This window comes from Delftia acidovorans SPH-1, assembly GCF_000018665.1.
GTDB classification, from domain to species: domain Bacteria; phylum Pseudomonadota; class Gammaproteobacteria; order Burkholderiales; family Burkholderiaceae_C; genus Comamonas; species Comamonas acidovorans.
In genome coordinates this window covers 5,332,842-5,358,234 of record NC_010002.1, presented here as the reverse complement: position 1 = coordinate 5,358,234, position 25,393 = coordinate 5,332,842, and the positions used below count along the sequence as shown (strand labels likewise).

Sequence of the window (25,393 nt, the reverse complement as noted above, 5' to 3'; positions counted from 1 at the left end):
GCGGCTGCCGTTACGGCGCCAGCATCTGCGCCGTGCGCGCGCGGGCCTGCTGGACCAGGGTGGAGATCAGCACCGTCTCGGGCAGGTTGTGCCAGTAGCGGCGCGGCATCTCGCGCAGCATGGCCTGCTCCTTCAGGCGCGCCGGGTTGAAGGTGCTGGCGTAGTAGGTCAGCCACAGGGCCTCGCCCGCGTCGGCTGGCGGGGCATCGCTGCGGCGCGCACCGGGCGTCAGGCGCAGCGCATGGCCGTCCCAGTGCGCGCTGCATTGCGGCGTGAGGATGGCCCAGTGCATGTTGGCAAAGCGCTTGCAGAAGAAGTGTGCTGCCGCGCGCACGATGTGGTGCTCGGGCTCGAACCAGGCAATGTGCAGATCGGGCTGGTTCTGCCGCTGCGTGGTCCGAAAGCGCACAAAGGCGTGCATCTTGTGGATCTCGCGCGAGACGGGGCGGGCCAGGGCCTCGATGGCGCGCCAGTCCGCATCCAGCGCATCCAGCCGCAGTTCGGGCCGGGCCTGCATGCGTGCCAGCCAGCGGTGGCATAGCTCGAAGCGGCCTGCCGCGCGGTGCATGCAGGCATGGCGCAGGGCAGACATCTGGGTGTCCGACAGGGATAGCCCTGCCTCGCCGGGGCCGGCCAGCCCGGCAAGCGCCGAGGCGGGCATGGCCTGCTGCGGCGCGCTGGAAAACAGGTCCACCCCCGCGCCGAGTGGCTGCGCACCCTGCGTGTCAGGCCACCGCCAGCGCACCAGGGCGGGGTCGGCGCCATGGGCCAGCAGCGCCCTGCAGGCTGCGCGAAAGCCGGGCCAGTCGTCGGGGCTGTCGAGTTCGATGGTGAGAGCCTGTGCTTGCATGGCGTGCTCCAGGCGCTAGAACAGGCTGGCCTGCAGCGCGCTTTGCACGCGCATGCCGCTGTGCCGTGCCTGGGCCTGGCTGGCCTGCGACTGCGCGATCAGCCGGGTGCGCAGCGCGGCCGAGTCGGTCTCGCCCAGCAGGGGCCGGTGGCCGTCGATCAGCACGAAGGGCAGGGCCTTTTGGACGGGGGCGCGCAGCCGCAGCAGATCGTCCAGCCGCAGCCTGCGCACGCGGCGCGCCGCCAGCAGGCGGTCCACCGTCTGCGTGCCCAGGCCCGGCACGCGCAGCAGCAGGCTGCGCGGCGCACGGTTGAGGTCCACGGGGAACTGCTGTCGGTTGGCCAGTGCCCAGGCCAGCTTGGGGTCGATCTCCAGGTCCAGCATGCCGTGGCGGCTGGCCGCCGCGATCTCGCCCGCCCCGTAGCCGTAAAAGCGCATCAGCCAGTCGGCCTGGTAGAGCCGGTGCTCGCGCATGAGGGGCGGCGCCTGCGGCGGCAGATCGCGCGAGGCATCGGGAATGGGGCTGAAGGCCGAGTAGTACACGCGGCGCAGGCCGTAGCCTGCATACAGCGTGTGGCTGGATTCGAGGATGTCGGCATCGGTTGCGCGGTCGGCGCCCACGATCATCTGCGTGCTCTGCCCGCCCGGCGCAAAGCGCGGCACGGCGGCGCGCTGCGCGGGCGCGCCGGGCAGGGACTGCGCCTGGCGCTGCTCGCGCGTGGCCGCGCGCCAGGCCTGCACATGCCGGTCCACGCCCTGCATGGCCTGGCGTATGCGCTGCCCATCCTTTTCAGGCGCGAACAGCGCCAGGCCGCTGGCCGTGGGCAGTTCCACATTGATGCTCAGGCGGTCGGCATGGCGGCCTGCCTGGGCCAGCAATTCGGGGGCGGCATCCGGGATGGTCTTCAGATGGATGTAGCCGCGAAAGTCATGCTCCTCGCGCAGGCGGCGCGCCACTTCCACCAGTTGCTCCATGGTGTAGTCGCTGGAACGGATGATGCCGCTGGACAGGAACAGCCCCTCGATGCAGTTGCGCCGGTAGAAGTCCAGCGTCAACTGCACCACCTCGGCCACCGTGAAGCGGGCGCGCTGCACGTTGGAGCTCTTGCGGTTGATGCAGTAGCGGCAGTCGAAGATGCAGACATTGGTCAGCAGGATCTTGAGCAGCGAGATGCAGCGCCCGTCGGGCGCATAGCTGTGGCAGATGCCCATGCCGGTGACCGAGCCCATGCCCTTGCCGTCCAGCGAGTCGCGCCCCTGCGATCCGCTGGAGGCGCAGCTGGCGTCGTACTTGGCGGCGTCGGCGAGGATGAAAAGTTTGCGTTGCAGCTCCATGGCTGTATGAATATACAGTATATTTGCCTGGCACGTCCGGTTTTTCGAGAGCCCATCCTCCAGCCTGGGTCTGGTCCGGCCTTGCCTGGCTGCGGGTCGAACGCACTGTCGCGCTATCGCAATGGCCAGCGGATTGCAATGGTTGCCAGTGCAATGAAATGAAACCGTTTTCAGTGCGGAATGAGTGCTTGCTTTCAATGGGGGCGATGTGCATCGCAGGAAATGGTGAATGCATGTTTTCTGCGTCTTTTGCAATGCCTGAAGACTGGCATGGCTTGGTGCCATCAATGCACGCGCTGATATAGCGCAGCTGACTGTGCGCCATGGCGTTCCCCATTCATGGGAGAGAGGTTGGGTGTTGTTGTGAATTGTTTCAAATTGCCGATAACTATTGCTGATAGGCTTTCGGGTTTCCCGGGCAGTGCCGTTTCATTCAATGCGCCCGGCGATGACAAACACTTGGAGAGGGAGCTTCGGTGTCGCGTGTATTAGGAACAGAGAGCGAAGTGCTGGCGCTGTCGCCGGACGCCTCATCCAGCAAGGCCGCCAAGGGCCTGCAATCGCCCGCCAAATGGCCCTCCATGGGCGCCAATGATGTGGCGGTCTGGGGTGAATGCCAGGGCAGCGGCAGCAAGCCCTACCAGACCCAGGTGGACCTGTCGGGGCCTTCCTTCAAATGCTCTTGCCCCAGCCGCAAATTCCCCTGCAAGCACGGGCTGGCGCTGATGCTGATGCGTGCCGGCGGGCAAGTCCCCGAAGGCGGTGATCCGCCCGCCTGGGTGCAGACCTGGCTGGACAGCCGTCAGGAAAAGGCCGAGAAGAAAGAGGCCAAGGCTGCCGCCGCAGCGGCCGAGCCGCCACCCGATCCCGAGGTCGCGGCCAAACAGCAGGCCAGGCGCGAGGACAAGCGCTGGGACAAGGTCGAAGCCGGCCTGCAGGAGTTGTCGCTGTGGATGCAGGACATGGTGCGTGCGGGCCTGGCCAACCAGGCCAGCGACACGCAGATGCGCCAGCGCTGGAACAACATGGCCGCGCGCATGGTCGATGCGCAGGCCACCGGCATGGCGGCGCGCATCAAGGATTGCCGGGATCTGGTGGACAGCCACCGCGACTGGCCGCGCGACATGCTGGTGCAGCTGGGCCACTGGCAGTTGATCATCGACGCCGTTCGCCGCCGCGAATCGCTCAGCCCCGAGGTCAAGGCCGACGTGATGGCCGCGCTGGGCTGGCCCATGGACAAGGCCGAGGTGCAGGCCAGGGGCCAGCTGGTCGAGGACGAATGGCTGGTGGCCGGCCTGCGCATGATCGAGCGCGAAGGCCGGCTCATGGAGCGGCGCGTCTGGCTGCAGGGCCAGCGCACGGGGCGCATGGCCCTGGTGCTGGACTATGCGCAGGGCGGGCGCGGCTTTGAATCGGCCTGGGTGCCGGGCCATCGCTACGGCTGCGCGCTGAATTTCTATCCGGGCCATGCGCCGCTGCGCGCCATTGCGGCCAATGGCAACGGGCCTGCGCTGCCTGCCGATGGCGCCAGCCCGCTGGCCACCTCGGCCGGGGGCGACGTCCTGCAACTGCTGGGCCAGCGCATTGCCGCCAACCCGCTGCAGGCCACGCAGCCGCTGTGCCAGGACCGACTGCGGCTGGTGCCCGCCCAGGGCCAGTGGTTCGCGGCCTGGCCCCAAGCGCTGGATGCATCGCCGGTCACCCTTGGCACGGCGGCGCCAGTGCAGCCCGTTCCCGTGGCGATTGACGATGCCGAGGCCTGGCGCCTGCTGGCGCTCAGCGGCGGCGCGCCCATGCAGCTGTTTGGCGAATGGGAGCCCGGCCCGGCCGTGGGCCGCTGGCGGCTGCTGAGCGCCTGGCAGGCCCGCGAAGGCGAAACCGCCCAGCAATGTATCTGGCAGAACCAGGGTGATCCGGTATGAGCAACGCACAACTTTGGGCTGCGCTGCAGCAATCGGCCATGGTCGGCTCGGACCGGCTGGCGGTGCCGCCTGCGCTGGCTTCGGGCGTGGACCCGTCCGCAAGCGGGTCGCAGCAGGCCGTGCAGGCCGCGCTGCAGCCCCGCACTGACGTGGCCGGTGACTCGCCCGCCCAGCAACTGCTGCGCGCCAGCGCCGTGGCGGCCGTGTTCGAGCGGGCCGGCTGGCAGCCTGGCGCGCTGGTGCGCCTGACGGCACCGCTGGCCGTGCCGGCCGCAGCGCCTGCGGAGTCGCGCGCCGCGCCGGCCGATGCGCGCCTGCACACCCTGATGGGCGACGTGCTCAAGGACGGCCCGTTCGAGCTGCAGGCCTCCATGCTGCGCACCCTGGACCAGGCCGGCCAGCGCCTGCCCCATGACCTGCTGGTGCCTGCGCTGGAGCAGGGCCGCCAGTCCGTGGAACTGCGCCAGTGGCTGGCCCCCGTGCTGGGCGAGCGCGGACGCTGGCTGGGCGCGCTCAACCCGCAATGGGGCTATGCCAGCGGCGTGGAGGAGACCGCCGACCCCGAACTGGTCTGGCAGGAGGGCTCGGTGGAGCAGCGCCTGGCCCTGCTGCGCAGCGAGCGCGCAACCGATGCCGCCAAGGCCCGCACGCGGCTGGAAGGCAGCCTGAAGGAGCTGGGCGCCAAGGAGCGCCTGCCCCTGGTCCAGGCCCTGGCCGTTGGGCTGGGCATGGACGATGAGCCGCTGCTCGAAAAACTGCTGTCCGACCGCAGCAAGGAGATCCGCGAGAACGCCGCGCAAATGCTCTCGTGCCTGCCGGACAGCGCGCACAGCCAGCGCGTCATGGGCTGGATGCAGTCCATGCTGCAGCAGGACGACAAGGGCCAGTGGATCGTGGAGCCTCCCGAAGAAGGCCTCAAGGAATGGGAGCGAGACGGCATCACGCTCAAGCCCGACGCCTACCACCGTGGCGGCAAGAAGGCCTGGCTGCTGGAGCAGATGGTGCAGCTCACGCCCGTGTCCTTCTGGACCCGCGCCCTGGGCCTGACGCCCCTGGAAGTGATGGAATGGAGCCGGCGCAGCGACTGGAAGTCCTCGCTGCGCCAGGGCTGGGTGCGGGCCCTGCAGTACCAGCTGGACGTGGAATGGATCGATGCCGCCCAGACCATGGGCCGCGACATGCGCCACGACGCGCTCCTGCCCGCCCTCATGGCCCGGCTGTCCCGCGAGGAACGCGAGTCCCGCTGGATTGCCCAGTTCGAGCGCGACAGGCACAAGCTCATCGATGCCATCGAAGGCATGTCCCAGTCGCTGGGCGGCGCCGAACTGCTCTCGCCAGCGCTGTCTGCGCGGCTGACCGAGGCACTGCACGTGGCCGTGGGCGGCAAGCAGATCACGGGCAACTGGCACAGCTACCGCGCCGACCAGGCCCTGCTGTCCTGTGCGCGCATGCTGGACGTGACCGCGCTGGAGCGCTTTGCCGAACTGTGGCGCAAGCCCTCGGTGCTGGATGCGCAACCCGAGCCTGAGCCCGAGCCGCAAACCGAACCTGCGGCAGCAGTCACGGCCACCGCTGCCGCCACAGCCGCTGCAGTTGCCGCACCGGCAAGCATTCCCCTCACGCCCCAGCAGCAGGCGCGCCTCGAACGCAGCCGCGTGCGGCCCTGGGACGAGGAGCGCATGCGCGGCCATCTGGAGCGCATCGTCGATCTGCGCCTGGGCCTGCACCAGGCCTTTGTCGCCCTGCGCGGCCCGGCCTGAGCCGCGCCCGTCCTGCCGCATACCCCGAACCGAACCGAATCCAACCTTTACCCCTTCCCGGAAGCACACCATGAGCCAAGTCCTGCGCCAGCATGCCGAACAGCAATTCGCCGAAGAACTCGAAGCCCTGCGCAAGGTGGACGACCGTCCGCGTCCGCCCAACTGGAAGCTCTCGCCCTGGGCCGTGCTCCAGTACCTGATGGGCGGCAAGCTCGGCAACGGCTTCGAAGTCAGCCCCAAGTACATCGGCAATCCGCGCCTGATGGAAATCGCCGTCTCCACCCTGGCCACCGACCGCGCCCTGCTGCTGTACGGCGTGCCGGGCACGGCCAAGTCCTGGGTGTCCGAGCACCTGTCGGCCGCCGTCAGCGGCGACTCCACCATGCTGGTGCAGGGCACGGCCGGCACCAGCGAGGAGCAGCTGCGCTACGGCTGGAACTACGCCCAGCTGCTGGCCCACGGCCCGTCCGAGAAGGCGCTGATCCCCAGCCCCCTGGTCAACGCCATGAAGCTGGGCAAGATCGCCCGCATCGAAGAGCTGACCCGCATCCCGGCCGATGTGCAGGACACGCTGATCACCGTGCTGTCCGAAAAGACCCTGCCCGTGCCCGAGCTGGGCAGCGAAGTGCAGGCCGTGCAGGGCTTCTCGGTCATCGCCACGGCCAACAACCGCGACAAGGGCGTGAACGAGTTGTCCAGTGCGCTCAAGCGCCGCTTCAACACCGTCATCCTGCCCGTGCCGGCCTCGCAGGACGAAGAGGTGCAGATCGTCACCAAGCGCGTGGCCGAGCAGGGCCGCGCCCTGGCCCTGCCCGCCGAGCCGCCGGCCCTGCAGGAAGTGCGCCGCGTGGTGCAGATCTTCCGCGAGCTGCGCAACGGCCAGACCGAAGACGGCAAGACCGTGCGCGTCAAGTCGCCCAGCAGCACGCTGTCCACGGCCGAGGCCATCTCGGTCATCAACAGCGGCATGGCGCTGGCCGGGCATTTCGGCGACGGCGTGCTGCGCGCGGGCGATGTGGCCTCGGGCCTGCTGGGCGCCGTGATCAAGGACCCGGTGCAGGACAGCGTGGTCTGGAAGGAATACCTGGAGACCGTGGTCAAGGAACGCAGCGACTGGAAGGACCTGTACCGCGCCTGCCGCGAGCAGCTCTGAAGCCCCCAGTCCCGCATCGCTGACCGACCGCACCCTCTGCGCATCCCCTGTATGGCCACCTCTGCCAATCCGCTTCATTTCTTCGGCATCCGCCACCATGGCCCGGGCTGCGCGCGCAGCCTGCTGCAGGCCCTGGAGCAGCTGCAGCCCGACTGCCTGCTGGTGGAGGGACCGCCCGAGGGCGAGTCCCTGCTGCCCATGCTGCAGCATGCCGACCTGCAGCCGCCCGTGGCCATGCTGGTCTATGTGCAGGACAGTCCGGCCCATGCCGCCTTCTATCCCTACGCCGAGTTCTCGCCCGAATGGCAGGCCCTGCAATGGGCGGCGCGCCAGGGCGTGGCCACGCGTTTCATCGACCTGCCCCAGACCCACCGCATGGCGCTGGACATGGCCGAGCAGGAGCGGCGCCGGGCCGAGGCGGCGGCAGCAGATGCAGCTGATGCAGGCGCGGATGCGGCCGATGAAGGCCAGGATGCAGATGCCGGCTCCGATTCCGTCGCCGCTGCGGCAGACGGCAGCCAGCTCCAGAGCAATGCCGCCGAGGCCCTGGACCGCGACGACACCACGCAGTCCGTGCCGGCTGCCGACCTCGCCGTCGATCCCTCGGACTCCGGCAGGCGGGACTGGCGCGATCCGCTGGACCTGCTGGCCGAGGCCGCTGGCTACCCCGACGGCGAAAGCTGGTGGAACCGCATGGTCGAGGAACGCGGCGACGGCGCCACCCTGTTCGAGGGCATTGCCGAAGCCATGACCGTGGTGCGTGCCGAGCTGCCCAACGAAGTGCGCGGAGAACGCCATGCCCAGCGCGAGGAGCTGCGCGAAGCCTGGATGCGCCAGTGCATGCGCGAGGCCGTCAAGGCCGGCCACCAGCGCATTGCCGTGGTCTGCGGCGCATGGCATGTGCCGGCCCTGCAGGCGCAGGTCACCGCCAAGGCCGATGCCGCCACGCTCAAGGGCCTGCCCAAGGCCAAGGTCCAGGCCACCTGGGCACCCTGGACCTACCGCAACCTGTGCTCATCCAGCGGCTATGGCGCGGGCGTGGATTCGCCGGGCTGGTATGAACATCTGTGGCGCTGCTCCGAGCCTGTGCCCGAGTCCTTGCTCCAGCCCGCACCTGCTGCCGACCCGGCACGCGCCAGCACCCAGCGCACCGTCGGCTGGCTGGCGCGCGTGGCCCATCTGCTGCGCTCCAAGGACCTGGACTGCTCCAGCGCCCACATCATCGAGGCCACGCGCCTGGCCGAAAGCCTGGCGGCCCTGCGCGGCCACGCCAGCCCCGGCCTGCCCGAGCTGGACGAGGCCATCGTCACCGTCATCAGCATGGGCGAGCGCACGCCGCTGCGCCTGATCGAGCGCGAACTCAGCGTGGGCGACCGCATCGGCGGCGTGCCCGCCGACGTGCCCCAGGTGCCGCTGCAGCGCGACATCGAGCAGCAGCAAAAAAGCCTGCGCCTTAAGCCCGAGGCGGCCGCCAAGGTCCTGGCCCTGGACCTGCGCAAGGACACGGACCGCGAACGCAGCCACTTCCTGCACCGCCTGCGCCTGCTGGGCATAGAGTGGGGCAGCGTCACCACCGACCAGCAGCGCAACCGCGGCACCTTCCGCGAAAGCTGGCAGCTGCAGTGGGAGCCCGAGCTGGCCGTGCGCATCATCGAGGCCAGCCGCTACGGCGGCACCCTGGTGCAGGCCGCCGCGGCCAAGGTGCGCCAGGCGCTGACGCCCGAGACCCCGCTGCCCGAGCTGGCCAAGACCATCGACGACGCCCTGCTGGCCGACCTGCCGCACCTGGTCGATGCCCTCATGCACGACCTGGCCGACCGCTCGGCCAGCACCGGCGATGTTTCCCAGCTCATGCAGGCGCTGCCGCCGCTGGCCAATGTGCTGCGCTACGGCAGCGTGCGCCAGACCGACACCCAGGCCCTGGCCACGGTGATCGACAGCATGGCGCTGCGTGCCGCCATCGGCCTGCCCCTGGCCTGCATGGCGCTGGACGAAGACGCTGCAAGACACATGCAGGCCACGGTGCTGCAGGCCCACGAGGCCCTGCGTCTGCGCGATGCCGAGGAGCCGCGCGAAGCCTGGTTCGGCGCCCTGCGCAGCATTGCCATGGGCGACGCAGGCGCCGCCTTGCTGCGCGGCGCGGCCTGCCGCCTGCTGCTCGATGCCCACCGCCTGGACAGCGAGGCCGTGGCCACGCAACTGGGCCGCAATCTCTCGCTGGGCGTGCCGCCGCTGGACGCTGCCGCCTGGCTGGACGGCTTTCTCAACCGCCAGGCCCTGGTGCTGCTGCACGACGACGCCATCTGGGGCGCCGTCGATGCCTGGCTGGCGCAGCTGGGCGAGACCCAGTTCACCCAGATCCTGCCCCTGGTGCGCCGCAGCTTCTCGGCCTTCTCCAACCATGACCGCCAGAGCCTGGGCGAAAAGGCCCGGCGCGGCCAGGGCAGTGCGGCCGTGGCGGCCGCATCCGCAGGTGCCGCAGGCGCGGCAGGCGATGGGGACGACGGCGCCTGGAACGAGGCGCGTGCCGTGCTCGCCATTCCCGTACTCGATCAACTGCTGGGCCTGAACCTGCCCGCGCAACCGCTGACCCGCCTGCAGGAGGCCCAGCCATGAACACCGCTGCCACCGTGAACGATGCATCCCTTGCCGGCGCCGACCCGCAGGAGACCGCCCCCCAGCCCACCACCCGCCTGCAACGCTGGCGCCTGGTGCTGGGCCAGCCGTCCGAGGCCAGCTGCGGCGGGCTGGGCCCCAAGGGCAGCTCCATCGACGAGATGGACAAGGCCCTGGCCGCGCTCTACGAAGAGGACAACAAGGACGGTGGCCTCTCGCGCCGCGGCGGGCGGGGCAACTCCTCGCCCAGCGTGGCGCGCTGGCTGGGCGACATCCGCAAGTACTTTCCCAGCCAGGTCGTGCAGGTCATGCAGCGCGACGCCATGGAGCGCCTGAACCTGCGCGAACTCATGCTCCAGCCCGAAATGCTGGAGCATGTGCAGCCCGACGTGCACATGGTGGCCGACCTCATCTCCCTGGGCTCCGTCATCCCGCAGAACACCAAGGAGACCGCGCGCATCGTCGTGCGCAAGGTGGTGGATGACCTCATGCGCCGCCTGGAAGAGCCCATGCGCAGCGCCGTCTCGGGCGCGCTGGACCGCAGCCAGCGCAACCGCCGCCCGCGCCACTCCGAGATCGACTGGAACCGCACCATCCGCGCCAACCTGCGCCACTGGCAGCCCGACTACCGCACCATCGTGCCCGAGACCCTGGTCGGCTACGGCCGCAAGGTCCGCCGCCCGCAGCGCGAAGTCATTCTGTGCATAGACCAGAGCGGCTCCATGGCCAACTCCGTCGTCTACTCCAGCATCTTCGGAGCCGTCATGGCCAGCCTGCCGGCCGTCGCTACCCGTCTGGTGGTCTTCGACACGGCGGTGGTGGACCTGACCGACAAGCTCTCCGACCCGGTGGACGTGCTCTTTGGCGTGCAGCTGGGCGGCGGCACCGACATCAACCGTGCCGTGGGCTACTGCCAGGGCCTGATCAGCGAGCCGCGCAACGCCATCGTCGTGCTCATCTCCGACCTCTATGAAGGCGGTGTGGAAAGCGGCCTGCTGCGCCGCGCCTCCGAACTGGTGGAGTCGGGCGTGCAGTTCATCACCCTGCTGGCACTCAGCGACGAAGGCGCCCCCGCCTACGACGCGCAACTGGCCGCCAAGCTGGCCGCGCTGGGCGTGCCCTCGTTCGCCTGCACGCCGGATGCCTTCCCGCAGCTCATGGCAGCCGCCATCCGCCGCGACGACGTGGCTGCCTGGGCGGCAGGGCAGGGCTTCAAGACCAGCAAGTGACGGACGGCCGGTCGGCCCCGTGACCGGGCTGGCCGCCGGGCATCTCCTACATGGGCAGGACATGCCCAGGCCCCATGATGGCGCCCGGGCAAAAAGAAGTTCCCCGAACAATTCACTGGAGTAATGCGATGGCTGGTGCTGGTTTGCTGATGCTGCTGGACGATATTGCAGCGATCCTGGACGACGTGGCCCTCATGACCAAGGTGGCAGCACGCAAGAGCGTGGCCATGGCCGACGATGTGTCCGTCATGACCAAGGTGGCCGCACAGAAGACGGCCGGCGTGCTGGGCGATGACCTGGCCCTGAACGCCCAGCAGGTCACGGGCGTGCGGGCCGAGCGCGAGATTCCCGTGGTCTGGGCCGTGGCCAAGGGCTCGCTGATCAACAAGGCCATCCTGGTGCCGGCGGCGCTGCTCATCAGCGCCTTCATTCCCTGGGCTGTCACGCCGCTGCTCATGGTCGGCGGCGCCTTTCTGTGCTTTGAGGGTTGCGAGAAGCTGGCCCACAAATTCCTGCATTCGCCCGAGGAAGATGCCGTGGAGCGCGAGCGCCTGACCCAGGCCAATGCTGATGCGGGTGTCGATCTCGTCGCCATGGAAAAGGACAAGATCAAGGGCGCCGTGCGCACCGACTTCATCCTCTCGGCCGAGATCATCGCCATCACGCTGGGCACCGTGGCCTCGGCGCCGTTCGGGCAGCAGGTCGCCGTGCTGGCGGGCATTGCCCTCATCATGACCGTGGGCGTCTATGGCCTGGTGGCCGGCATCGTCAAGCTCGATGACCTGGGACTGTGGCTGGGCCAGCGTGCCAGCGCCGCGGCCCGCGCGCTGGGCCGGGGCATCGTCGCCGCCGCACCCTGGCTGATGAAGGGGCTGTCCGTTGCGGGCACGGCCGCCATGTTCCTGGTGGGTGGCGGCATCCTCGTGCACGGCGTGCCTGCGCTGCACCACGCCGTGGAGGGCCTGGGCGAGGCCGTGGCCCAGGGCGCGCTGGGCGGCCTGTGGCGGGTGCTGGCCGTCAATGTGCTCAACGCGGTGGCCGGCATCGTGGCCGGTGCCATCGTGCTGGCGGCTGTCGAAGGCATCAAGCGCCTGCGCCGCCGCTGAGTCGCGGCAAACATCGCCGGCCGGCCCTGCAGCCGGCAAGGCACGCCACGGGGGCCGGACGGCCCCCGTTTGCATGGAATTTTCGCTTTGGCGCATCGCATTTGACTGTGGGCGCAAGCACGTGCATTTCCCCTGGAACTCCGCAAGGCCAGGCGTCCTCCTGTCCCTTGGCGGCGGCGCAATGCGTTTGCGCCTGCCGGCCGCCGAGGCTCCGGGAACGGCACATGGCCGCAGCGGAGCTGTTGTCGGGACCGGGCGGCTGAATTCGCATCCGCACCGGTCCCTGGGTGTTCATCAGGGGGACTCCATGATTTCCAACCTCACCAAGGCCCGCGTGCTGCGGTCCGTCATCGCCGGCTGCACGCTCGCGCAAGCGGGCAGGGCCGAGAAACTCAGCACCGAGCGCGCGCGCACGGCGCTCAACCGCATCTGCGAGCTGCTGCATCTGCCCAACGACCTGGCCGCCATCCACGCGGAGCCGCAGCTGTACCTCGAATCCCTGGCCCACTTCGAGAGCCTGCCCCAGTTCGAGCTGCGCACGCCGCTGGTGGCCAAGCTCAAGCAGATGCTGGGCCTGCGCTCGTCCAGGCAACTGACGCCGGCCGTGCTCGCGCAGGTCAGCGCGTCACAGCTCATCAACCAGGGCGTCTCCATCATCGCCCTGGCCGATCTGCAGGAGTGGCTGCTCAAGCATGACCTGTCGCTGATGCATGGCCCGCCCATCACGGACATCGACTTCAGGGAGGCCAGAAAGGCCATTGCCTTGCTCGACGCCTTCGACTTCGACACCGAATCGCTGGAATGGCAAATGAATCACCTGGCCCGCAAGCGCGGCCGGGCCAGGAGCCGGCCTGCCCCGCCTGCCTGCGCAGTGGAATCCCTGCCTGCCGTCAGCACCACAGGGGCTGCGCCCTAATATCGGGGCTTCCCAACAAGGCCCGATACACCATGAAGTTCTCCTTGCTTGCTGCCGCGGCTGTGGCATTGCAACTGCTGGCGCCGGCGCCTGCCCTGGCGGCCGACGACATCGTGTTCAAGGACAGCGCCGGCCGCGTGCTCAGGCGCAGCGACCTGGACAAGGCCGATGGCCGCTTCAGCTGGGAGCTGCCCTCCGCCACACCCGTCAGCCAGGCCGCGCGCGATGCCCATGCCTTGGGCCGCGCTGCAGGGCAGAACGGCGATTACCGCGCCGCCCTGGCACATTTCGAGACCGCCTCGAAGCTGGCGCCCCGCTGGCCCTATCCCGTCTACGACGCTGCATTCACCTACCTGCTGCAAAAGGACTTTGGCGCGGCCTATCGTCGTTACCGGCGCGTGGATGCACTGGCGCCCAGGGGCTTCTTCACCGCCAAGACGGCCGTGCACAGCCTGCGCATGGAGCGTGACGGCAAGCTCCCCCAAGGCACCTACCTGCGCTACCTTGCCCTGGAATGGGAAACCGACCGCGACAAGACGCGCCAGGCCGCCTTGGCCATGACCCGCGAGACGCCCGGCTTCGCTCCCGCCTGGAAGACGGCCGCTCATCTGGAGGACGACCCCGCAAAACGTCTCGCCCTGCTGGACAGCGGCCTGAAGGCCGACCCCGATGCCGAGACCCGCGGCTTTCTGCTTCTGAACAAGGCCATGGTGCTGCGCGAACGCAACCAGATCCCAGAGGCCATGGTGATGCTGGGAGAGCTTGCGGTAGACCCGCAGTCGCCGCTGGATGTCGAGGCCCTGGCGCGGCACACGCTGGCGCAGTGGGCGCGGCCTTGACGCTGGCACCTGCACCTTCACCCGCCCTGCAGCCAGCTCAGCGCAGGGCGAGCTCCACGGCCTCCGCAGACAACCCGTAGGCCTCCACAAAGACCTCGATGCGGTCCTGCGTCTGCGCGTTCACAAACGTCTCCATGCCCACGCTGTCCATCTCCCCTGACAGCATCTGGCCCGTATTCACGGGGCGGGTATCGAGCTGCTGCGCCAGCACGCAGCTGTCCTCTCCCTCCGGCTGCAGGCCGATGAGCCCCGTCTGGTTGTTGATGGCAATCACCCTGGCTTGTCTTTGCATGCTCCACCCTGTCGTCTGAATCCGTCGTTTCTGGAATGGCGAGAAGGCGCCGCCTTGTGCAACGCCCCTGCCTGTCCTGGCGACTGTAGGCAAGCTTTGGGGGCGGCGGTAGAGGCCCGGGGCTTGGTGGACTGCCAAGGGAAATTTACGAATGGCTGTCTGGGTTTTTGTTTTTGCTAGTGAATGCGTGTGGAAGATTGAAGCAACAGTTGATTTGAGATTGCCTAGAATATGTCGCTAACTGACCTTGAAGGAGCGAGATATGACCATCGTTCGCACCACCGTGGATGACAAGATCTACGACAGCGCTGCTGACATACTTTCTACGCTGGGCATGGATGTGAACGCCGCCGTGCGCATGTTTCTGCAGGGCGTTGTGCTGCACAACGGCATTCCCTTTGACCTGCGGCTGACGGCGGAGCAGGTGCAGGCGATGCGGCTGCGTCGCGAGACAAACCGGCAGGCCACTTTGGAGGCGAGAGAAATCGCCAGAGGCGGTGAACCTGGACATGCCTCTGTTGAAGCCATGCTGCAGGCCATGGAAAAGGATGAAGCCTGATGGCCGGCAAGAAGGGCTACAGGCTGCGCACCATCGCGTACACCAAGACCTTCAAGAAGGACTACCAGCGCATGGCGGCATCAGGCCGCTACGACATGACACTGGTGAACCAGGTCGGCGGCCTGCTCATCGCCCACACGGCGCAGCAGGTGCTGTCGGCACAGTGGAGCGATCACGCCTTGATCGCCGACGATGAATGGGACGCGGGCGATCGGGATATTCATCTGGGGGGCGACTTCCTGCTGATCTATCGCATTGATCCGCATCCCGAAGCCAAGGACATGGAGATCGTCATCTTCAAGCGCCTTGGAACCCACAGCGATCTGTTTGGCTGAGAGCGGCCATCGCAGGCCGCGGGCAGCCTCCCCCTCTCAGCTCCCCAGCGCCCCGCGCACGGCAGCGCGCTCGCCCATGCGCTTGAAATGCGCCTGCACCTTGGGGAAGCCGGCGATGTCCACTCCGTCGCCTTCCAGCCAGCCGGCAATGGTGAACAGATAGGCGTCGGCCACGGAATAGTCGGCGCCCAGCACCCAGGGCGCATCGCCCAGGTAATGGCGCTCGATCACGCCAAAGCATTCGGCCATGTTGGCTGCCACCTTGCGCTGCATGGAGGCAATGGCCGCTTCGTCATCGGCCCAGCGGCCTGCGCGGCGGCCGTGGGCGTGGGCCACGTGCACGGTGGAGGACAGGTAGCTGTGGAAATCCTGCATATGGGCAAAGGCATACGCATCGTCCAGCGGGGCGAGCCGGGCCTCGGGGAAGCGGCGCGCGACGTAGGCCAGCAGTGCCGGTGTTTCGGTGAGCACGCCGCGCTCGGTCACCAGGGCGGGCACGCGGCCCTTGGGATTGATGGCCAGGTATTCGGGGCTGCGCTGCTCGCCCTTGGGGAAGTCGAGCTTGATGACTTCGTGCGGCGCATTGGCTTCGATCAGGGCGATGCGGGTGGCCAGGGCGCAGGTGCCGGGCGCGTAGTAGAGCTTGAGGGTGGTCATGAAAGAGACGGGCAGGAATGGGATACGTGCAGATTCTGCAGCCGGCGCCGATGGCCGGGCCGGCCCTCCAACTTAGTGCGTATCGCACGGCCGTGCAAGCGGCATCTGCGTCTTTGCTTATGCCGACCCGGTGTTCCAGCGCCCGGCTTCCTGTCCTGTCGAAAGGAGCCGTCAATCGCCGGCCGGGTCACTGCCCTGTCCGATCACCTTCAGGCGCTTTTCCACATCCTTGATCAATGCAGACGGCGTGATGTCCAGGGCATCGCCGAGGTGAAACAGCATGCGTCCAGCGAGGACGTAGTCAATCAACCAATGCAGCCACGACCTCGCAGCTCAAACCTCAAGCCAGGCAGCTCGAATCGGTTGCCGCTGGCCCGCCGCGCAATGCGTTGCATGCATCCAACGCGATCCGGCCATGCGGGGCTGCGCACCTTCGGGTTTGAGCTAGGACAAGATCGGCCACGTCCGCCCCTGATGCAATACAGCTACGGGATTTGCCCCGGGCTACTCCAAGACTCTCCATCATGAAAAGAACTCTGCTCGCCGTTGCTGCCGTTTGCGCCCTGTCGTCGGGTGCCGCGTTTGCGCAGCAGGCCGAAGGCCCCTGGATGGTGCGCGTGCGCGCCGTGAATCTGGACAGCGCCAACAAGGACAGCACGGGTCTGGGTCTGTCGATCAACAACAAGTGGATGCCCGAACTGGATGTGTCCTACTTCTTCACGCCCAACATCGCGGCCGAGCTGGTGCTGACCTACCCGCAAAAGCACGACCTGCGTGCCAACGGCCTGGGCCAGATCGGCAGCCTCAAGCACCTGCCGCCCACGCTGCTGGCGCAATACCACTTCACCAATTTCGGCGCCTTCAAGCCCTACGTCGGCGCCGGTGTGAACTACACCCGCTTTTCGAGCGTGAGCTTCGACCCTGCCGTGCAGGCCGCGCTGAACCCCTCGATCAAGAAGAACAGTTTCGGCGGCGCGCTGCAGATCGGTTTCGACTACGCGCTGGACAAGAACTGGTCGCTGAATTTCGACGTGAAGAAGGTCTTCATTGAAACGGACGTGAGCTCCGCCGGCACCAAGGTGGGCACCTTCAAGGTGAACCCGGTGCTGGTCGGTGTGGGACTGGGCTATCGCTTCTGATCTCCGGATCATGAGTGAGGCACGCGCTGCTTCATCCGGCAGCGCGTAGTGAGGCAAGGATGGGTACTTGGTCCGGTATGCCGTTCGCGGCATACCGGATTTTTTTCGTCCGAACCGGCGCTTTCGCCTGCTGCGGACATGCTGCGGTGCACCACCGGACAGGTCACGAAAAAATCACGCGCGGGGGAAACTGTCCTACCCGCATGCCATGGGCAGGCGCCTAGGCTGGTGCCTCGGCCTGCCGGTGCGAGTCTTGCGAGGCTCGCTTGCCGTTTGCAGGCGTCAGTCACCATTGGCTGTCCGCCCCGTGGCGACCGCGCCCTGCTGCAAGCCGGGATGCGGCATTCACCATGCTGCGGCGGGCGGCGCACAACGCGAGGCCCCCACCATGCTGTCTGCCCACGATTCGACCGTGTCTTCCTCTGCCCTGGCATCGCGCGCCCAGCGCGTGCCGCTGCCTTTGCCTTCGGCGCCGCGTGCGCCCGCCGAAGGCGGCAGGCGCGAGGCGGCCCCGGAATGGGCGGACCACGCACTGCGCGCGACCCGCGCCGAGCTGCAGCACGGGCTGATGCAGCCCCAGGCCCAGGTCTCTCCCAAATACCTCTACGACGCGCGCGGCTGCGACCTGTTCGAGCAGATCACGCGGCTGCCCGAGTACTACCCCACGCGCACCGAGGCCGCCATCCTGGCCGACTCTGGCGCCGCCATGGCCGAGGCCCTGCGCGGCAGCGAGGTGCTGATCGAGCTGGGCGCCGGCAATTGCGAGAAGGTGCGCGGCCTGTGCCGCAGCCTGCGGCCACGGCATTTCGTGGGCGTGGACATTGCGGGCGCGTTCCTGCGCCAGTCCGTGCGGCGGCTGGCCGAGGAGTTTCCGCAGCTGCAGACCCATGCCGTCACGGCCGACATCACCGAGCCGCTGACCCTGCCGCCCCATATCCCGCAGGCCGGGCGGCTGCTGTTCTATCCGGGTTCGTCCATCGGCAATTTCGACCCGGTACAGGCCCAGCGCATGCTGGGCCAGATGCGTGCCATGGTCAACGACGACGGCGGCCTGCTGATCGGCATAGACCTGCCCAAGTCCACGCAATGGCTGGAGCCCGCCTATGACGATGCCCAGGGCGTGACGGCGCGCTTCAACCTGAACCTGCTCAGCCACGTCAACAGCCTGCTGGGCAGCGACTTCAACCCGGACGACTGGGAGCATGTGGCCTTCTTCAACGCCGAGCATTCGCGCATCGAGATGCACCTGCGCGCGCGCCGCCCGCTGATCGTGGGCTGGCCGCAGGGGCTGCGGCATTTCTCGGCCGGCGAGACCATCCACACCGAAAACAGCTACAAGTACCCGCTGCCCGAATTCCTGGGCATGCTCGCCTGCGCGGGCTTCGGGCCCTGCCAGGTCTGGACGGATGAGCGCCAGTGGTTTGCCGTGATCCATGCCCATGCGTGAAATGCCCGCCGTCTTCCGCTGGGTGCAGCGCTACGAGGCCGTGCGCCAGAGCACCGTGCTGCTGGCCGCACCCCTGTCGGCCGAGGATGCCTGCGTGCAGTCCATGCCAGACGCCAGCCCGGCCAAATGGCATCTGGCGCATACCACCTGGTTCTTCGAGACCTTTGTGCTGGCCGAGCACGCGCCCGGCGTGCCGCCCTTCGATGCCGACTTTCGCGTGCTGTTCAACTCCTACTACCAGCAGGTGGGCGAGCGGCATCCGCGTGCCCAGCGCGGGCTGCTGACGCGCCCCTCGCTGGCGCGGGTGCTGGCCTACCGCGAGGCCGTGGACCAGCGCATGCTGCAGATGTTCGAGGACTGGGGCACGCAGCCGCCTGCACGGCTGGCCGCGCTGCTGGAGCTGGGCCTGCAGCATGAGCAGCAGCACCAGGAACTGCTGCTGACCGACATCAAGCACCTGCTGTCCTGCCACCCGCTGTGGCCTGCGTACCGGGCGCAGGAAGAGGGCGCGCCTGCGCCGCAAGAGCCCGATGGACTGCCCCCGCCGCTGCAGTGGCTGACCGTGCCGCGCGGCATGCATGCCGTGGGCCATGCGGGGGAGGGCTTTGCCTTCGACAACGAGCGCCCGCGCCACGAGGTGTTCCTGCAGGGCTGCGAGATGGCGCAGCGGCCCGTGAGCAATGCCGAGTTCCTGCGCTTCGTCAAGGATGGCGGCTATGCCCAGCCGCAGTGGTGGCTGGCCGAAGGCTGGGACTGGCGCTGCGCGCAGCAGCTGGAGCACCCGTGGTACTGGCGGCGCCAGGCCGGCGGCGTGATGGACGGCATGTGGCAGGAATTCAGCCTGCATGGCGCGCTGGCCCTGGACGGGCGCAGGCCCGTCTGCCACCTCTCGTACTTCGAGGCCGATGCCTATGCGCGCTGGGCTGGCGCGCGCCTGCCCACCGAGGCGGAATGGGAGGCGGCCCTTGCCGCGCAGATGGCGCAGCGCCCGCAGCACGGCGAGCCGCCCGGCCCCGTGCACCCGTGCGCCATGCAGCCCGGCAGCCATGCGCTGGGCGAGGTCTGGGAGTGGACCCAGTCGGCCTACACCGCCTACCCGGGCTTTGTGGTGGCCGAGGGCGCGGTGGGCGAATACAACGGTAAGTTCATGGTCAACCAGTACGTGCTGCGTGGCGGCTCCTGCCTCACTCCGCCCGGCCATGCGCGCGCCAGCTACCGCAATTTCTTCCCCACCCAGGCGCGCTGGCAGATGACCGGCCTGCGGCTGGCAAGGGATCTGGCCTGAGCCTGCCTGTGCCGCGTTGCCTGGCATTGCATCGCGCGCCGGCGCATGCAGTAGCATCGTCGGCCTCAATGATCCGAGGGAGTTCCATGTTGTTGCGTTCGCTTGTTCTTGCCATGCCGCTGTCCCTGGTCCTTGCCGGCTGCGCCACTGCGCCGCCCCAGGCACCGGCGCCCAGCCAGCCACAGGACCAGCCCCGGCCCGAGGTGCCCGCCAAGGCCCCGGCCGATGCGCCGCACGCCGAACCCGAGGTCGCCAACCTCACGCCCCTGCCCAGCCTGCTGCTGATCGGCGAAGACGCTGCCGGCCGCTACTACTCCATGGTGGCCAAGGCCACGTTCACCATCGAGGCCGATGGCCGCCTGAGCCTGGCCGACCAGGGCGGCGGCCACGGCGGCGAGCCCATGGCGCCCCAGGCCGACATGCAGGACCAGAGCATGTCCACCGAATGCAAGCCCTATGGCGCCGTGGCCAACCAGCGCACCACCTGGTTCCCGTACACGGGCGTGTTCGTGCGCGGCGGCACGCTGGTTGGCGCCAGGGCCGATGGTGCGGACGTGGCCGCCAAGGCGCTCACCGAGCATGAAGGTGCCCAGATGCTCTACACCGGCAAGGATGCCGACGCCACCGAGTACTACTACGCGCCCTGCGTGGGTGCGCAGCGTGTATCCACGGGCTGGCGGCTGGACCGCTACCTGCCCGACGGCGGGCAGCTGCGCGTGCGCGCCGATGCGCGCGGCGGCAAGGGCCAGACACTGGAGCTGAAGATTCCCAAGCCCTTTGCGCCCTTCGTGCTGGTGCGCTACCAGTCGGGCGCCATGATTCCCGTGCCCATGCGCGCCGTGCTGGCCACGGTGGACCTGGCCGAGCGCCGCGTGGTGATGCAGTACCAGGGCACCTATGCCGTGGAGCCTGCCATCCGCAAGATGGAGCTGCGCCTCATCGTGCCCGGCAGCCGCCCGTCCGCAGGCGAGACCGCCGCGCGCCACGCCGAACGCACCCAGGCCCAGTTGCGCGACCTGGCCCGCTGCGCCCCGCCCAAGGGCCATGCCATCGAGCCCTGCGCCAACCCGCAGCGCACTCCCGATCCGCTGATCTTCTACTCCTCGCAGCAAGTGCGGGAGCGCGCCAAGCGGCGCTGACAGGCCAGTGCCTGCCTGCAAGGGCCGGGCCGCCGCGCAGTCCGGCCCGCCCTTGCGCGGGAATCAGACCTTGGCCAGCGCCTGCTCCAGGTCGGCCAGCAGGTCGCTGATGTGCTCGATGCCCACGGACAGGCGCACCATGCCTTCGGTCACGCCGGCCTTGGCAAGCTCCTCGGCGTCCAGCTGGCGGTGCGTGGTCGATGCCGGGTGCGTGGCCAGGGACTTGGCGTCGCCGATGTTGACCAGGCGCGTGAACAGCTGCAGCGCATCCAGGAAGCGCGCACCGGCGGCGCGCGTGTCGCTGTCGCCGCTGCCGTTCCTGAGGCTGAAGGAGAGGATGCCCGAGGCGCGGCCGCCCAGCTGCTTTTTCACCAGGGCGTGGTCGGGGTGGTCCTGCAGGCCGGCGTAGCGCACCCATTCGATCTTGGGATGCTTTTGCAGCGTCTCGGCGATCTTCTGGGTGTTCTCGCAGATGCGGTCCATGCGCAGGGCCAGCGTCTCGATGCCCTGCAGGATGAGGAAGGCGTTGTGCGGCGACAGCGCGGCGCCGGTATTGCGCAGCGGCACCACGCGCACGCGGCCGATGTAGGCGGCCTCGCCCAGGGCCTCGGTGTAGACCACGCCGTGGTAGCTGACATCGGGCTCGTTCAGGCGCTTGAAGCGTGTCTTGTGCTCGGCCCAGGGGAACTTGCCGCTGTCCACGACGGCGCCGCCCACGCTGTTGCCGTGGCCGCCCAGGTACTTGGTCAGCGAGTGCACGACGATGTCGGCGCCGTGCTCGATGGGGCGCAGCAGATAGGGGCTGGGCACCGTGTTGTCCACGATCAGCGGCACGCCATGGGCGTGGGCCACGTCGGCCAGCGCGCGGATGTCGGTGACATTGCCCAGCGGGTTGCCGATGGACTCGATGAAGATGGCCTTGGTCTTCTCATCGATGTGCTGGGCGAAGCTGGCCGGGTCGCGCGGATCGGCAAAGCGCACGGTGATGCCCTGCTGCGGGAAGGTGTGGGCGAACAGGTTGTAGGTGCCGCCGTAGAGCGTGCTGGCCGAGACGATGTTGTCGCCGGCCTCGGCAATCGCCTGGATGGCATAGGTGATGGCGGCCATGCCCGAGGCCACGGCCACGGCGGCAATGCCGCCTTCCAGCGCCGCGACGCGCTTTTCCAGCACGTCGGTGGTGGGGTTCATGATGCGCGTGTAGATGTTGCCGGCCACCTTGAGGTCGAACAGGTCGGCGCCATGCTGGGCACTGTCGAAGGCGTAGGCCACGGTCTGGTAGATGGGCACGGCGGCCGACTTGGTGGTGGGGTCGGGCGAGTAGCCGGCGTGGACGGCCAGGGTTTCGATGCGCATGGAAGATTGCCTTTCTGGTGACGGCTTACGCAAGAAGGGCACGGGCGGGCCATTTGCCATGGGGAGCGGCGCGTTCCCGCGTCGTGTTTGCGTAAGTCCTGAGGTTTTACTAGCGGAGGACGGTTGGCATTGTGGCGTGCCGGCCTCCGGTGCCCAACGATGCGTTGGTTACGAACATATACGCCGCAGCCCGGTTGCGCCTCTGCCACGCGCAGATATGCCCAGCCTGCCATTGCCAGAACCGTGAGTGAATGTGTATTTTTGTTAACGATGTGTTGTAACGTGACCTGATCGCTAGACTCCATCAGGGAGTTGATGGTGACGTTGACAGCAAGACATCTTCTGGCGCTGGCGGTGCCCCTGTGCACCTTGCTGCTGGCCGGCTGTTTCTATGTCTGCTGGCGGCATCTGCGTGCCCGGCGCGAGTTGCGCAGCATGTCCTTCGCCTTCACCGGCTTCAGCCTGGCGCTGCTGCTGCAGATCCTGGAGCGGCCTGCGGCCGTTCCCGTCAATGCATTGACGACGGCCGCGCTGCAACTGTGCGCGGCCTGGTTCATCACCGAGGCCATGGCCATACGCCAGGGCGTGCGCCCGGATGCACCGCTGGCGGCCGTCTTTGGCGGCGCGGTGCTGGTGGCGCTGGGCTACTACGCCTGGGCCGTGCCCGATGCCCAGGCGCGCCAGCATGTGCTCAATTTCGGCCTGGGCCTGCAGCTGGCCCTGCCGCTGTGGCGGCTGCCACGCAGGCATCCCTGCACAGGCTGGGACCGGCTGCTGCTGTGGGTGTTCGTGGTCTTTGCGCTGAGCTTTTTCGTCCGCACGCTGTGGGTGACGCCGCGTGCTGCTTCGGTATCGGCCAGCGCAGCCGGGGAATGGCTGGGCATTTCTTCCTCGTGGATGGCGCTGCAGTTGAGCCTGCTGGTGTTCGGCCTGCTGTTTGCCATGCTCTTCCTGGCCGCAGCGGTGCGCGACACCGTGCAGGAGCTTCACGAGGAGCGCGACCGCGATCCGCTGACCGGTCTGCTGAACCGGCGCGCCTTCAAGGAGGCCGTGCAGCGCCGGCTGGCCGAGCAGCCGCAGCTGTCGGCCGCCGTACTGGTGTGCGACCTGGACCATTTCAAGCGGGTCAACGACGGCTGGGGCCATGCGGCGGGCGACGAGGTGCTGCAGCGCTTTGCGCGCCTGCTGCTGCGCAGCACACGCCAGCAGGACCTGGTTGCACGCTTTGGCGGGGAGGAGTTCGTGGCCCTGCTGCCGCACGCCGACCCGCTGGCCGCGCAATGGATCACCCGGCGCATCCAGACCCAGCTGCGCCTGATGGGCTTCAGCGCGCTGCCCGACGACATACGCATCACGGCCAGCTTTGGCGTGGCCTGGATGGCCCAGGGCCAGACGCTGGAGCAGGCGCTGGCGCGTGCCGACGCCATGCTCTACGAGGCCAAGCGCGCAGGCCGCGACCGGGTGCGGCTGGTGCCGCAAGAGGAAGATGCCTAGCCAGGGCTTGGCTTGCCCGGTGTGACCGGCGCCTGCAGCAGGCGTGGGGTGCGGGAAGGGCGTGGCGATGAGCGTGGGGCGCTGGACTCGCGCGGTGCATGTGGCTCATGCGGCTCGTGTGACACATGCTGCTCGTGCGACACATGCGGCTCGCGCGGTGCGTCCTGCTCGCGTGGCGCGTGGTGCCTGCGTGGTCCCCGCGGGCCGCTGGAGCTGCCGGGGCCGCGGGGTTCAGGCGCAGGCCTGGCGGGCCTTGCGGGGCGTTCGGCCACGGCCGGTTGGCGCTGTTCCCAGGCGGGCAGGGCGGCATGCACCATGGCGGCGCCGTGGGCGTCGTTGGCCGCGTAGTGGCGCTGGGCCAGGCTCAGCTGCGGTGCAGCCCAGTTGGAGGTGGAGATCTTCTTGGACTTGTGGAAGTTCTGCCCCAGCACCAGGGCCACGGCCGCGCGCACGCCTACCGAGCTGGCATAGCCGTGGCGCTTGAACACGCGGTCCAGGTCGATCACGTTGTGCAGCGCAACACCCAGGCGCCCGGGCAGCGCGCTGCGGTCATGGTCCAGGCCGAAACCGGCCTTGCAGATGGACTCGCTGGCCAGCACGTCGGCCGCAAGCGCGCGTGCCTGCGCATGGTGCAGCTGCAGCAGCCAGGCCTGGTCGCAGGTGGCCAACTGCACCACATGGGGGCCGGTGTCGGTCTGGTGGGCGTGGAACAGCGGCTTGCTCTCGGTATCGAAACCGAGCACGGGAGCCGCCATCAGCGCGGCGCGTGCGGCCGCGAATTCGGCGTCGGTGGCGGGCACGTGGATGCAGCGCTCGGGCAGGGCGGCAAAAGGCGGCAGCAGGCGGCTGTCATCCTTGCTGGGAGCGTGCAGGCGGGGCATGGGAAAAGAGGGGGAAGCCGAGGCAAGCCGTCAAGTATGCCTGCACTTGCATGCCCCTCAGGCACCGGGTTTTTATCCCCGGTGCGTGTGGACGGAGTTGTGGAAAACTCCGGGTGTAACTTGCCGAATCCGCGCCCTGCAAGGCTTTCCACGGAATGCCTAAAAAATCAGCGCAGTGGCGAAAGGGCATCGAATAAGGGTATTTGCGGATGGCTGCGCCGGACCCCGATGCAGGGTCCGGTGGCTGTTTCAAAAGGTGTCTAAAGGCCTTGATCGTTGAAGACCGGCACCCGCTTTTCCAGGCCGGCGCGCACGGCCTCGGCCTGGTTGGGGCTGCCCAGCAGGGCCTGCTGCTCCTGCGCCTCGGCCAGCAGGATGTCTGCGGGAGAGGCGGTTTCGCTGAGCTGCATCAGGCGCTTGGATGCGCGTATGGCGTGCGGGCTGCTGGCCGCGATCTGGCGGGCCAGGTGGCGCGCTTCCTCCAGCGGTGCAGCGCTCACGCGCGTGGCCAGGCCCAGGGCCACGGCCTCGGGGCCGGGCACGATGCGGCCGGTGTAGACCAGTTCGCGCAGTACATCGCCGCGCACCAGCGGCGCGGCCAGCGCGCAGCCGGCCATGTCGGGCACCAGTCCCCACTTGATTTCCATGATGGACAGCCGCGCATCATCGGCCACCAGGCGGATGTCCGCACCCAGCGCCAGCTGCAGGCCGCCGCCGTAGGCCACGCCGTGCACGGCGGCGATCACGGGCACGGGCAGTTCGCGCCAGCCCCAGCAGATCTGCTGGAAGCGGTTGGCCATGCCGTGCGTGCGTGCGGCCAGGTCCGTCATCTCCGCCGTCTGCTGGCCGTCGGCAATGCCGGCCATGCTGCCCATGTCCAGGCCCGCGCAGAAGGCGCGCCCTTCGCCATGCAGCACCACGGCGCGCAACCCGGGCGTGTCCCGCAGCCGCGCCAATGCGTCGATCAGGGCGTCGAACATGGCGGGGTCCAGCGCATTCATCTTGTCGGGCCGGGCCAGGGTCACCTCGGCCACGCCGTGGTCCACCGATATGCGCACGCGTTCTTGGCTCATGGCTTGTCTCCTT

General features: G+C 68.4%; 22 protein-coding genes. 15 read left to right on the top strand and 7 right to left on the bottom strand.

Going from position 1 to position 25,393, the window contains the following annotated elements; all coding sequences use genetic code 11:
- Nucleotides 1-10: 10 nt before the first annotated feature.
- Both DACI_RS24490 and DACI_RS24485 read right to left on the bottom strand, forming a co-directional pair.
- Nucleotides 11-850, bottom strand: coding sequence for a TIGR03915 family putative DNA repair protein (locus DACI_RS24490; protein ID WP_012206649.1), 840 nt, complete (start codon nucleotides 848-850; stop codon nucleotides 11-13).
- A 15-nt stretch (nucleotides 851-865) separates the two neighbouring features.
- Complete coding sequence (locus DACI_RS24485; protein WP_012206648.1) at nucleotides 866-2,185, bottom strand: putative DNA modification/repair radical SAM protein; 1,320 nt, start codon at nucleotides 2,183-2,185, stop codon at nucleotides 866-868.
- A 476-nt stretch (nucleotides 2,186-2,661) separates the two neighbouring features.
- Here DACI_RS24485 and DACI_RS24480 point away from each other — a divergent pair, with 476 nt between their 5' ends.
- The 8 genes from DACI_RS24480 to DACI_RS24445 all read left to right on the top strand — a co-directional run bounded on the left by DACI_RS24480 (nucleotide 2,662) and on the right by DACI_RS24445 (nucleotide 13,726).
- Complete coding sequence (locus DACI_RS24480) at nucleotides 2,662-4,107, top strand: SWIM zinc finger family protein (RefSeq protein ID WP_012206647.1); 1,446 nt, start codon at nucleotides 2,662-2,664, stop codon at nucleotides 4,105-4,107.
- Complete coding sequence (locus tag DACI_RS24475) at nucleotides 4,104-5,867, top strand: DUF5691 domain-containing protein (protein ID WP_012206646.1); 1,764 nt, start codon at nucleotides 4,104-4,106, stop codon at nucleotides 5,865-5,867. The genes DACI_RS24480 and DACI_RS24475 overlap by 4 nt, the downstream gene beginning before the upstream one ends.
- A gap of 70 nt (nucleotides 5,868-5,937) precedes the next feature.
- Nucleotides 5,938-7,020, top strand: coding sequence for an AAA family ATPase (locus DACI_RS24470; protein WP_012206645.1), 1,083 nt, complete (start codon nucleotides 5,938-5,940; stop codon nucleotides 7,018-7,020).
- Between the two features lie 51 nt (nucleotides 7,021-7,071).
- Entirely contained in the window at nucleotides 7,072-9,636 is a 2,565-nt protein-coding gene (locus tag DACI_RS24465) for a DUF5682 family protein (RefSeq protein WP_012206644.1), read from the top strand.
- Complete coding sequence (locus tag DACI_RS24460; RefSeq protein WP_012206643.1) at nucleotides 9,633-10,865, top strand: VWA domain-containing protein; 1,233 nt, start codon at nucleotides 9,633-9,635, stop codon at nucleotides 10,863-10,865. Before DACI_RS24465 ends, DACI_RS24460 begins: the two co-directional genes overlap by 4 nt.
- A 128-nt stretch (nucleotides 10,866-10,993) precedes the next feature.
- The gene (locus DACI_RS24455; protein ID WP_012206642.1) at nucleotides 10,994-11,971 is read left to right on the top strand and encodes a DUF808 domain-containing protein; all 978 of its coding nucleotides are present in this window, start codon (nucleotides 10,994-10,996) and stop codon (nucleotides 11,969-11,971) included.
- Nucleotides 11,972-12,278: 307 nt separating this feature from the next.
- Nucleotides 12,279-12,887 carry a hypothetical protein gene (locus DACI_RS24450; RefSeq protein ID WP_043782482.1) on the top strand — a complete coding sequence of 203 codons (609 nt, stop codon included), beginning with the start codon at nucleotides 12,279-12,281 and terminating at the stop codon, nucleotides 12,885-12,887.
- A 32-nt stretch (nucleotides 12,888-12,919) separates the two neighbouring features.
- A complete protein-coding gene (locus DACI_RS24445; RefSeq protein WP_012206640.1) occupies nucleotides 12,920-13,726 on the top strand; it encodes a tetratricopeptide repeat protein in 807 nt (268 codons plus the stop codon).
- A gap of 37 nt (nucleotides 13,727-13,763) precedes the next feature.
- On the opposite strand, the gene DACI_RS24440 is transcribed toward DACI_RS24445, so the two are convergent.
- Nucleotides 13,764-14,018, bottom strand: a complete 255-nt coding sequence (locus DACI_RS24440) for a hypothetical protein (protein WP_012206639.1) — start codon at nucleotides 14,016-14,018, stop codon at nucleotides 13,764-13,766.
- A 262-nt stretch (nucleotides 14,019-14,280) separates the two neighbouring features.
- Between DACI_RS24440 and DACI_RS24435 the strand changes: the two genes are divergently transcribed.
- Both DACI_RS24435 and DACI_RS24430 read left to right on the top strand, forming a co-directional pair.
- Complete coding sequence (locus DACI_RS24435; RefSeq protein ID WP_012206638.1) at nucleotides 14,281-14,577, top strand: type II toxin-antitoxin system RelB/DinJ family antitoxin; 297 nt, start codon at nucleotides 14,281-14,283, stop codon at nucleotides 14,575-14,577.
- Nucleotides 14,577-14,912: a type II toxin-antitoxin system YafQ family toxin gene (locus DACI_RS24430; RefSeq protein WP_012206637.1), complete on the top strand. Its 336-nt coding sequence runs from the start codon at nucleotides 14,577-14,579 to the stop codon at nucleotides 14,910-14,912. The genes DACI_RS24435 and DACI_RS24430 overlap by 1 nt, the downstream gene beginning before the upstream one ends.
- 36 nt (nucleotides 14,913-14,948) lie before the next feature.
- Here the strand turns inward: DACI_RS24430 and DACI_RS24425 are convergent, their stop codons facing one another.
- On the bottom strand, nucleotides 14,949-15,569 hold the full coding sequence (locus DACI_RS24425) for a glutathione S-transferase family protein (RefSeq protein WP_012206636.1): 621 nt from the start codon (nucleotides 15,567-15,569) through the stop codon (nucleotides 14,949-14,951).
- 524 nt (nucleotides 15,570-16,093) lie between these two features.
- Here DACI_RS24425 and DACI_RS24420 point away from each other — a divergent pair.
- The 4 genes from DACI_RS24420 (at nucleotide 16,094) to DACI_RS24405 (ending at nucleotide 20,579) form a co-directional block, all read left to right on the top strand.
- The gene (locus DACI_RS24420; RefSeq protein WP_012206635.1) at nucleotides 16,094-16,708 is read left to right on the top strand and encodes an OmpW/AlkL family protein; all 615 of its coding nucleotides are present in this window, start codon (nucleotides 16,094-16,096) and stop codon (nucleotides 16,706-16,708) included.
- A gap of 388 nt (nucleotides 16,709-17,096) precedes the next feature.
- Nucleotides 17,097-18,155 (top strand): L-histidine N(alpha)-methyltransferase, encoded by a 1,059-nt coding sequence (egtD, locus tag DACI_RS24415; protein WP_043783646.1) that lies wholly within the window; start codon nucleotides 17,097-17,099, stop codon nucleotides 18,153-18,155.
- A complete protein-coding gene (gene egtB / locus DACI_RS24410; RefSeq protein ID WP_043782479.1) occupies nucleotides 18,142-19,440 on the top strand; it encodes an ergothioneine biosynthesis protein EgtB in 1,299 nt (432 codons plus the stop codon). Before egtD ends, egtB begins: the two co-directional genes overlap by 14 nt.
- A gap of 86 nt (nucleotides 19,441-19,526) precedes the next feature.
- On the top strand, nucleotides 19,527-20,579 hold the full coding sequence (locus tag DACI_RS24405) for a hypothetical protein (protein WP_012206632.1): 1,053 nt from the start codon (nucleotides 19,527-19,529) through the stop codon (nucleotides 20,577-20,579).
- 63 nt (nucleotides 20,580-20,642) lie between these two features.
- Here the strand turns inward: DACI_RS24405 and DACI_RS24400 are convergent, their stop codons facing one another.
- Nucleotides 20,643-21,932, bottom strand: coding sequence for an O-acetylhomoserine aminocarboxypropyltransferase/cysteine synthase family protein (locus tag DACI_RS24400; protein WP_043782476.1), 1,290 nt, complete (start codon nucleotides 21,930-21,932; stop codon nucleotides 20,643-20,645).
- A gap of 315 nt (nucleotides 21,933-22,247) precedes the next feature.
- Here DACI_RS24400 and DACI_RS24395 point away from each other — a divergent pair, with 315 nt between their 5' ends.
- A complete protein-coding gene (locus DACI_RS24395) occupies nucleotides 22,248-23,426 on the top strand; it encodes a GGDEF domain-containing protein (protein ID WP_012206630.1) in 1,179 nt (392 codons plus the stop codon).
- Here DACI_RS24395 and DACI_RS24390 read toward each other — a convergent pair.
- Complete coding sequence (locus DACI_RS24390; RefSeq protein ID WP_012206629.1) at nucleotides 23,423-24,307, bottom strand: 3'-5' exonuclease; 885 nt, start codon at nucleotides 24,305-24,307, stop codon at nucleotides 23,423-23,425. The two genes, DACI_RS24395 and DACI_RS24390, sit on opposite strands and share 4 nt — an antisense overlap.
- Nucleotides 24,308-24,567: 260 nt before the next feature.
- Nucleotides 24,568-25,380 carry a crotonase/enoyl-CoA hydratase family protein gene (locus DACI_RS24385; protein WP_012206628.1) on the bottom strand — a complete coding sequence of 271 codons (813 nt, stop codon included), beginning with the start codon at nucleotides 25,378-25,380 and terminating at the stop codon, nucleotides 24,568-24,570.
- Nucleotides 25,381-25,393: the final 13 nt, after the last annotated feature.

Coding starts and splice junctions, on each gene's coding strand:
- DACI_RS24490 (WP_012206649.1), bottom strand. CDS start 850: ATGCAAGCACAGGCTCTCACCATCGAACTCGACAGCCCCGACGACTGG.
- DACI_RS24455 (WP_012206642.1), top strand. CDS start 10,994: ATGGCTGGTGCTGGTTTGCTGATGCTGCTGGACGATATTGCAGCGATC.
- DACI_RS24435 (WP_012206638.1), top strand. CDS start 14,281: ATGACCATCGTTCGCACCACCGTGGATGACAAGATCTACGACAGCGCT.
- DACI_RS24470 (WP_012206645.1), top strand. CDS start 5,938: ATGAGCCAAGTCCTGCGCCAGCATGCCGAACAGCAATTCGCCGAAGAA.
- DACI_RS24440 (WP_012206639.1), bottom strand. CDS start 14,018: ATGCAAAGACAAGCCAGGGTGATTGCCATCAACAACCAGACGGGGCTC.
- DACI_RS24475 (WP_012206646.1), top strand. CDS start 4,104: ATGAGCAACGCACAACTTTGGGCTGCGCTGCAGCAATCGGCCATGGTC.
- egtB (WP_043782479.1), top strand. CDS start 18,142: ATGCCCATGCGTGAAATGCCCGCCGTCTTCCGCTGGGTGCAGCGCTAC.
- DACI_RS24445 (WP_012206640.1), top strand. CDS start 12,920: ATGAAGTTCTCCTTGCTTGCTGCCGCGGCTGTGGCATTGCAACTGCTG.
- DACI_RS24460 (WP_012206643.1), top strand. CDS start 9,633: ATGAACACCGCTGCCACCGTGAACGATGCATCCCTTGCCGGCGCCGAC.
- DACI_RS24430 (WP_012206637.1), top strand. CDS start 14,577: ATGGCCGGCAAGAAGGGCTACAGGCTGCGCACCATCGCGTACACCAAG.
- DACI_RS24405 (WP_012206632.1), top strand. CDS start 19,527: ATGTTGTTGCGTTCGCTTGTTCTTGCCATGCCGCTGTCCCTGGTCCTT.
- DACI_RS24465 (WP_012206644.1), top strand. CDS start 7,072: ATGGCCACCTCTGCCAATCCGCTTCATTTCTTCGGCATCCGCCACCAT.
- DACI_RS24400 (WP_043782476.1), bottom strand. CDS start 21,932: ATGCGCATCGAAACCCTGGCCGTCCACGCCGGCTACTCGCCCGACCCC.
- DACI_RS24450 (WP_043782482.1), top strand. CDS start 12,279: ATGATTTCCAACCTCACCAAGGCCCGCGTGCTGCGGTCCGTCATCGCC.
- DACI_RS24485 (WP_012206648.1), bottom strand. CDS start 2,185: ATGGAGCTGCAACGCAAACTTTTCATCCTCGCCGACGCCGCCAAGTAC.
- DACI_RS24385 (WP_012206628.1), bottom strand. CDS start 25,380: ATGAGCCAAGAACGCGTGCGCATATCGGTGGACCACGGCGTGGCCGAG.
- DACI_RS24395 (WP_012206630.1), top strand. CDS start 22,248: ATGGTGACGTTGACAGCAAGACATCTTCTGGCGCTGGCGGTGCCCCTG.
- DACI_RS24420 (WP_012206635.1), top strand. CDS start 16,094: ATGAAAAGAACTCTGCTCGCCGTTGCTGCCGTTTGCGCCCTGTCGTCG.
- egtD (WP_043783646.1), top strand. CDS start 17,097: ATGCTGTCTGCCCACGATTCGACCGTGTCTTCCTCTGCCCTGGCATCG.
- DACI_RS24425 (WP_012206636.1), bottom strand. CDS start 15,569: ATGACCACCCTCAAGCTCTACTACGCGCCCGGCACCTGCGCCCTGGCC.
- DACI_RS24390 (WP_012206629.1), bottom strand. CDS start 24,307: ATGCCCCGCCTGCACGCTCCCAGCAAGGATGACAGCCGCCTGCTGCCG.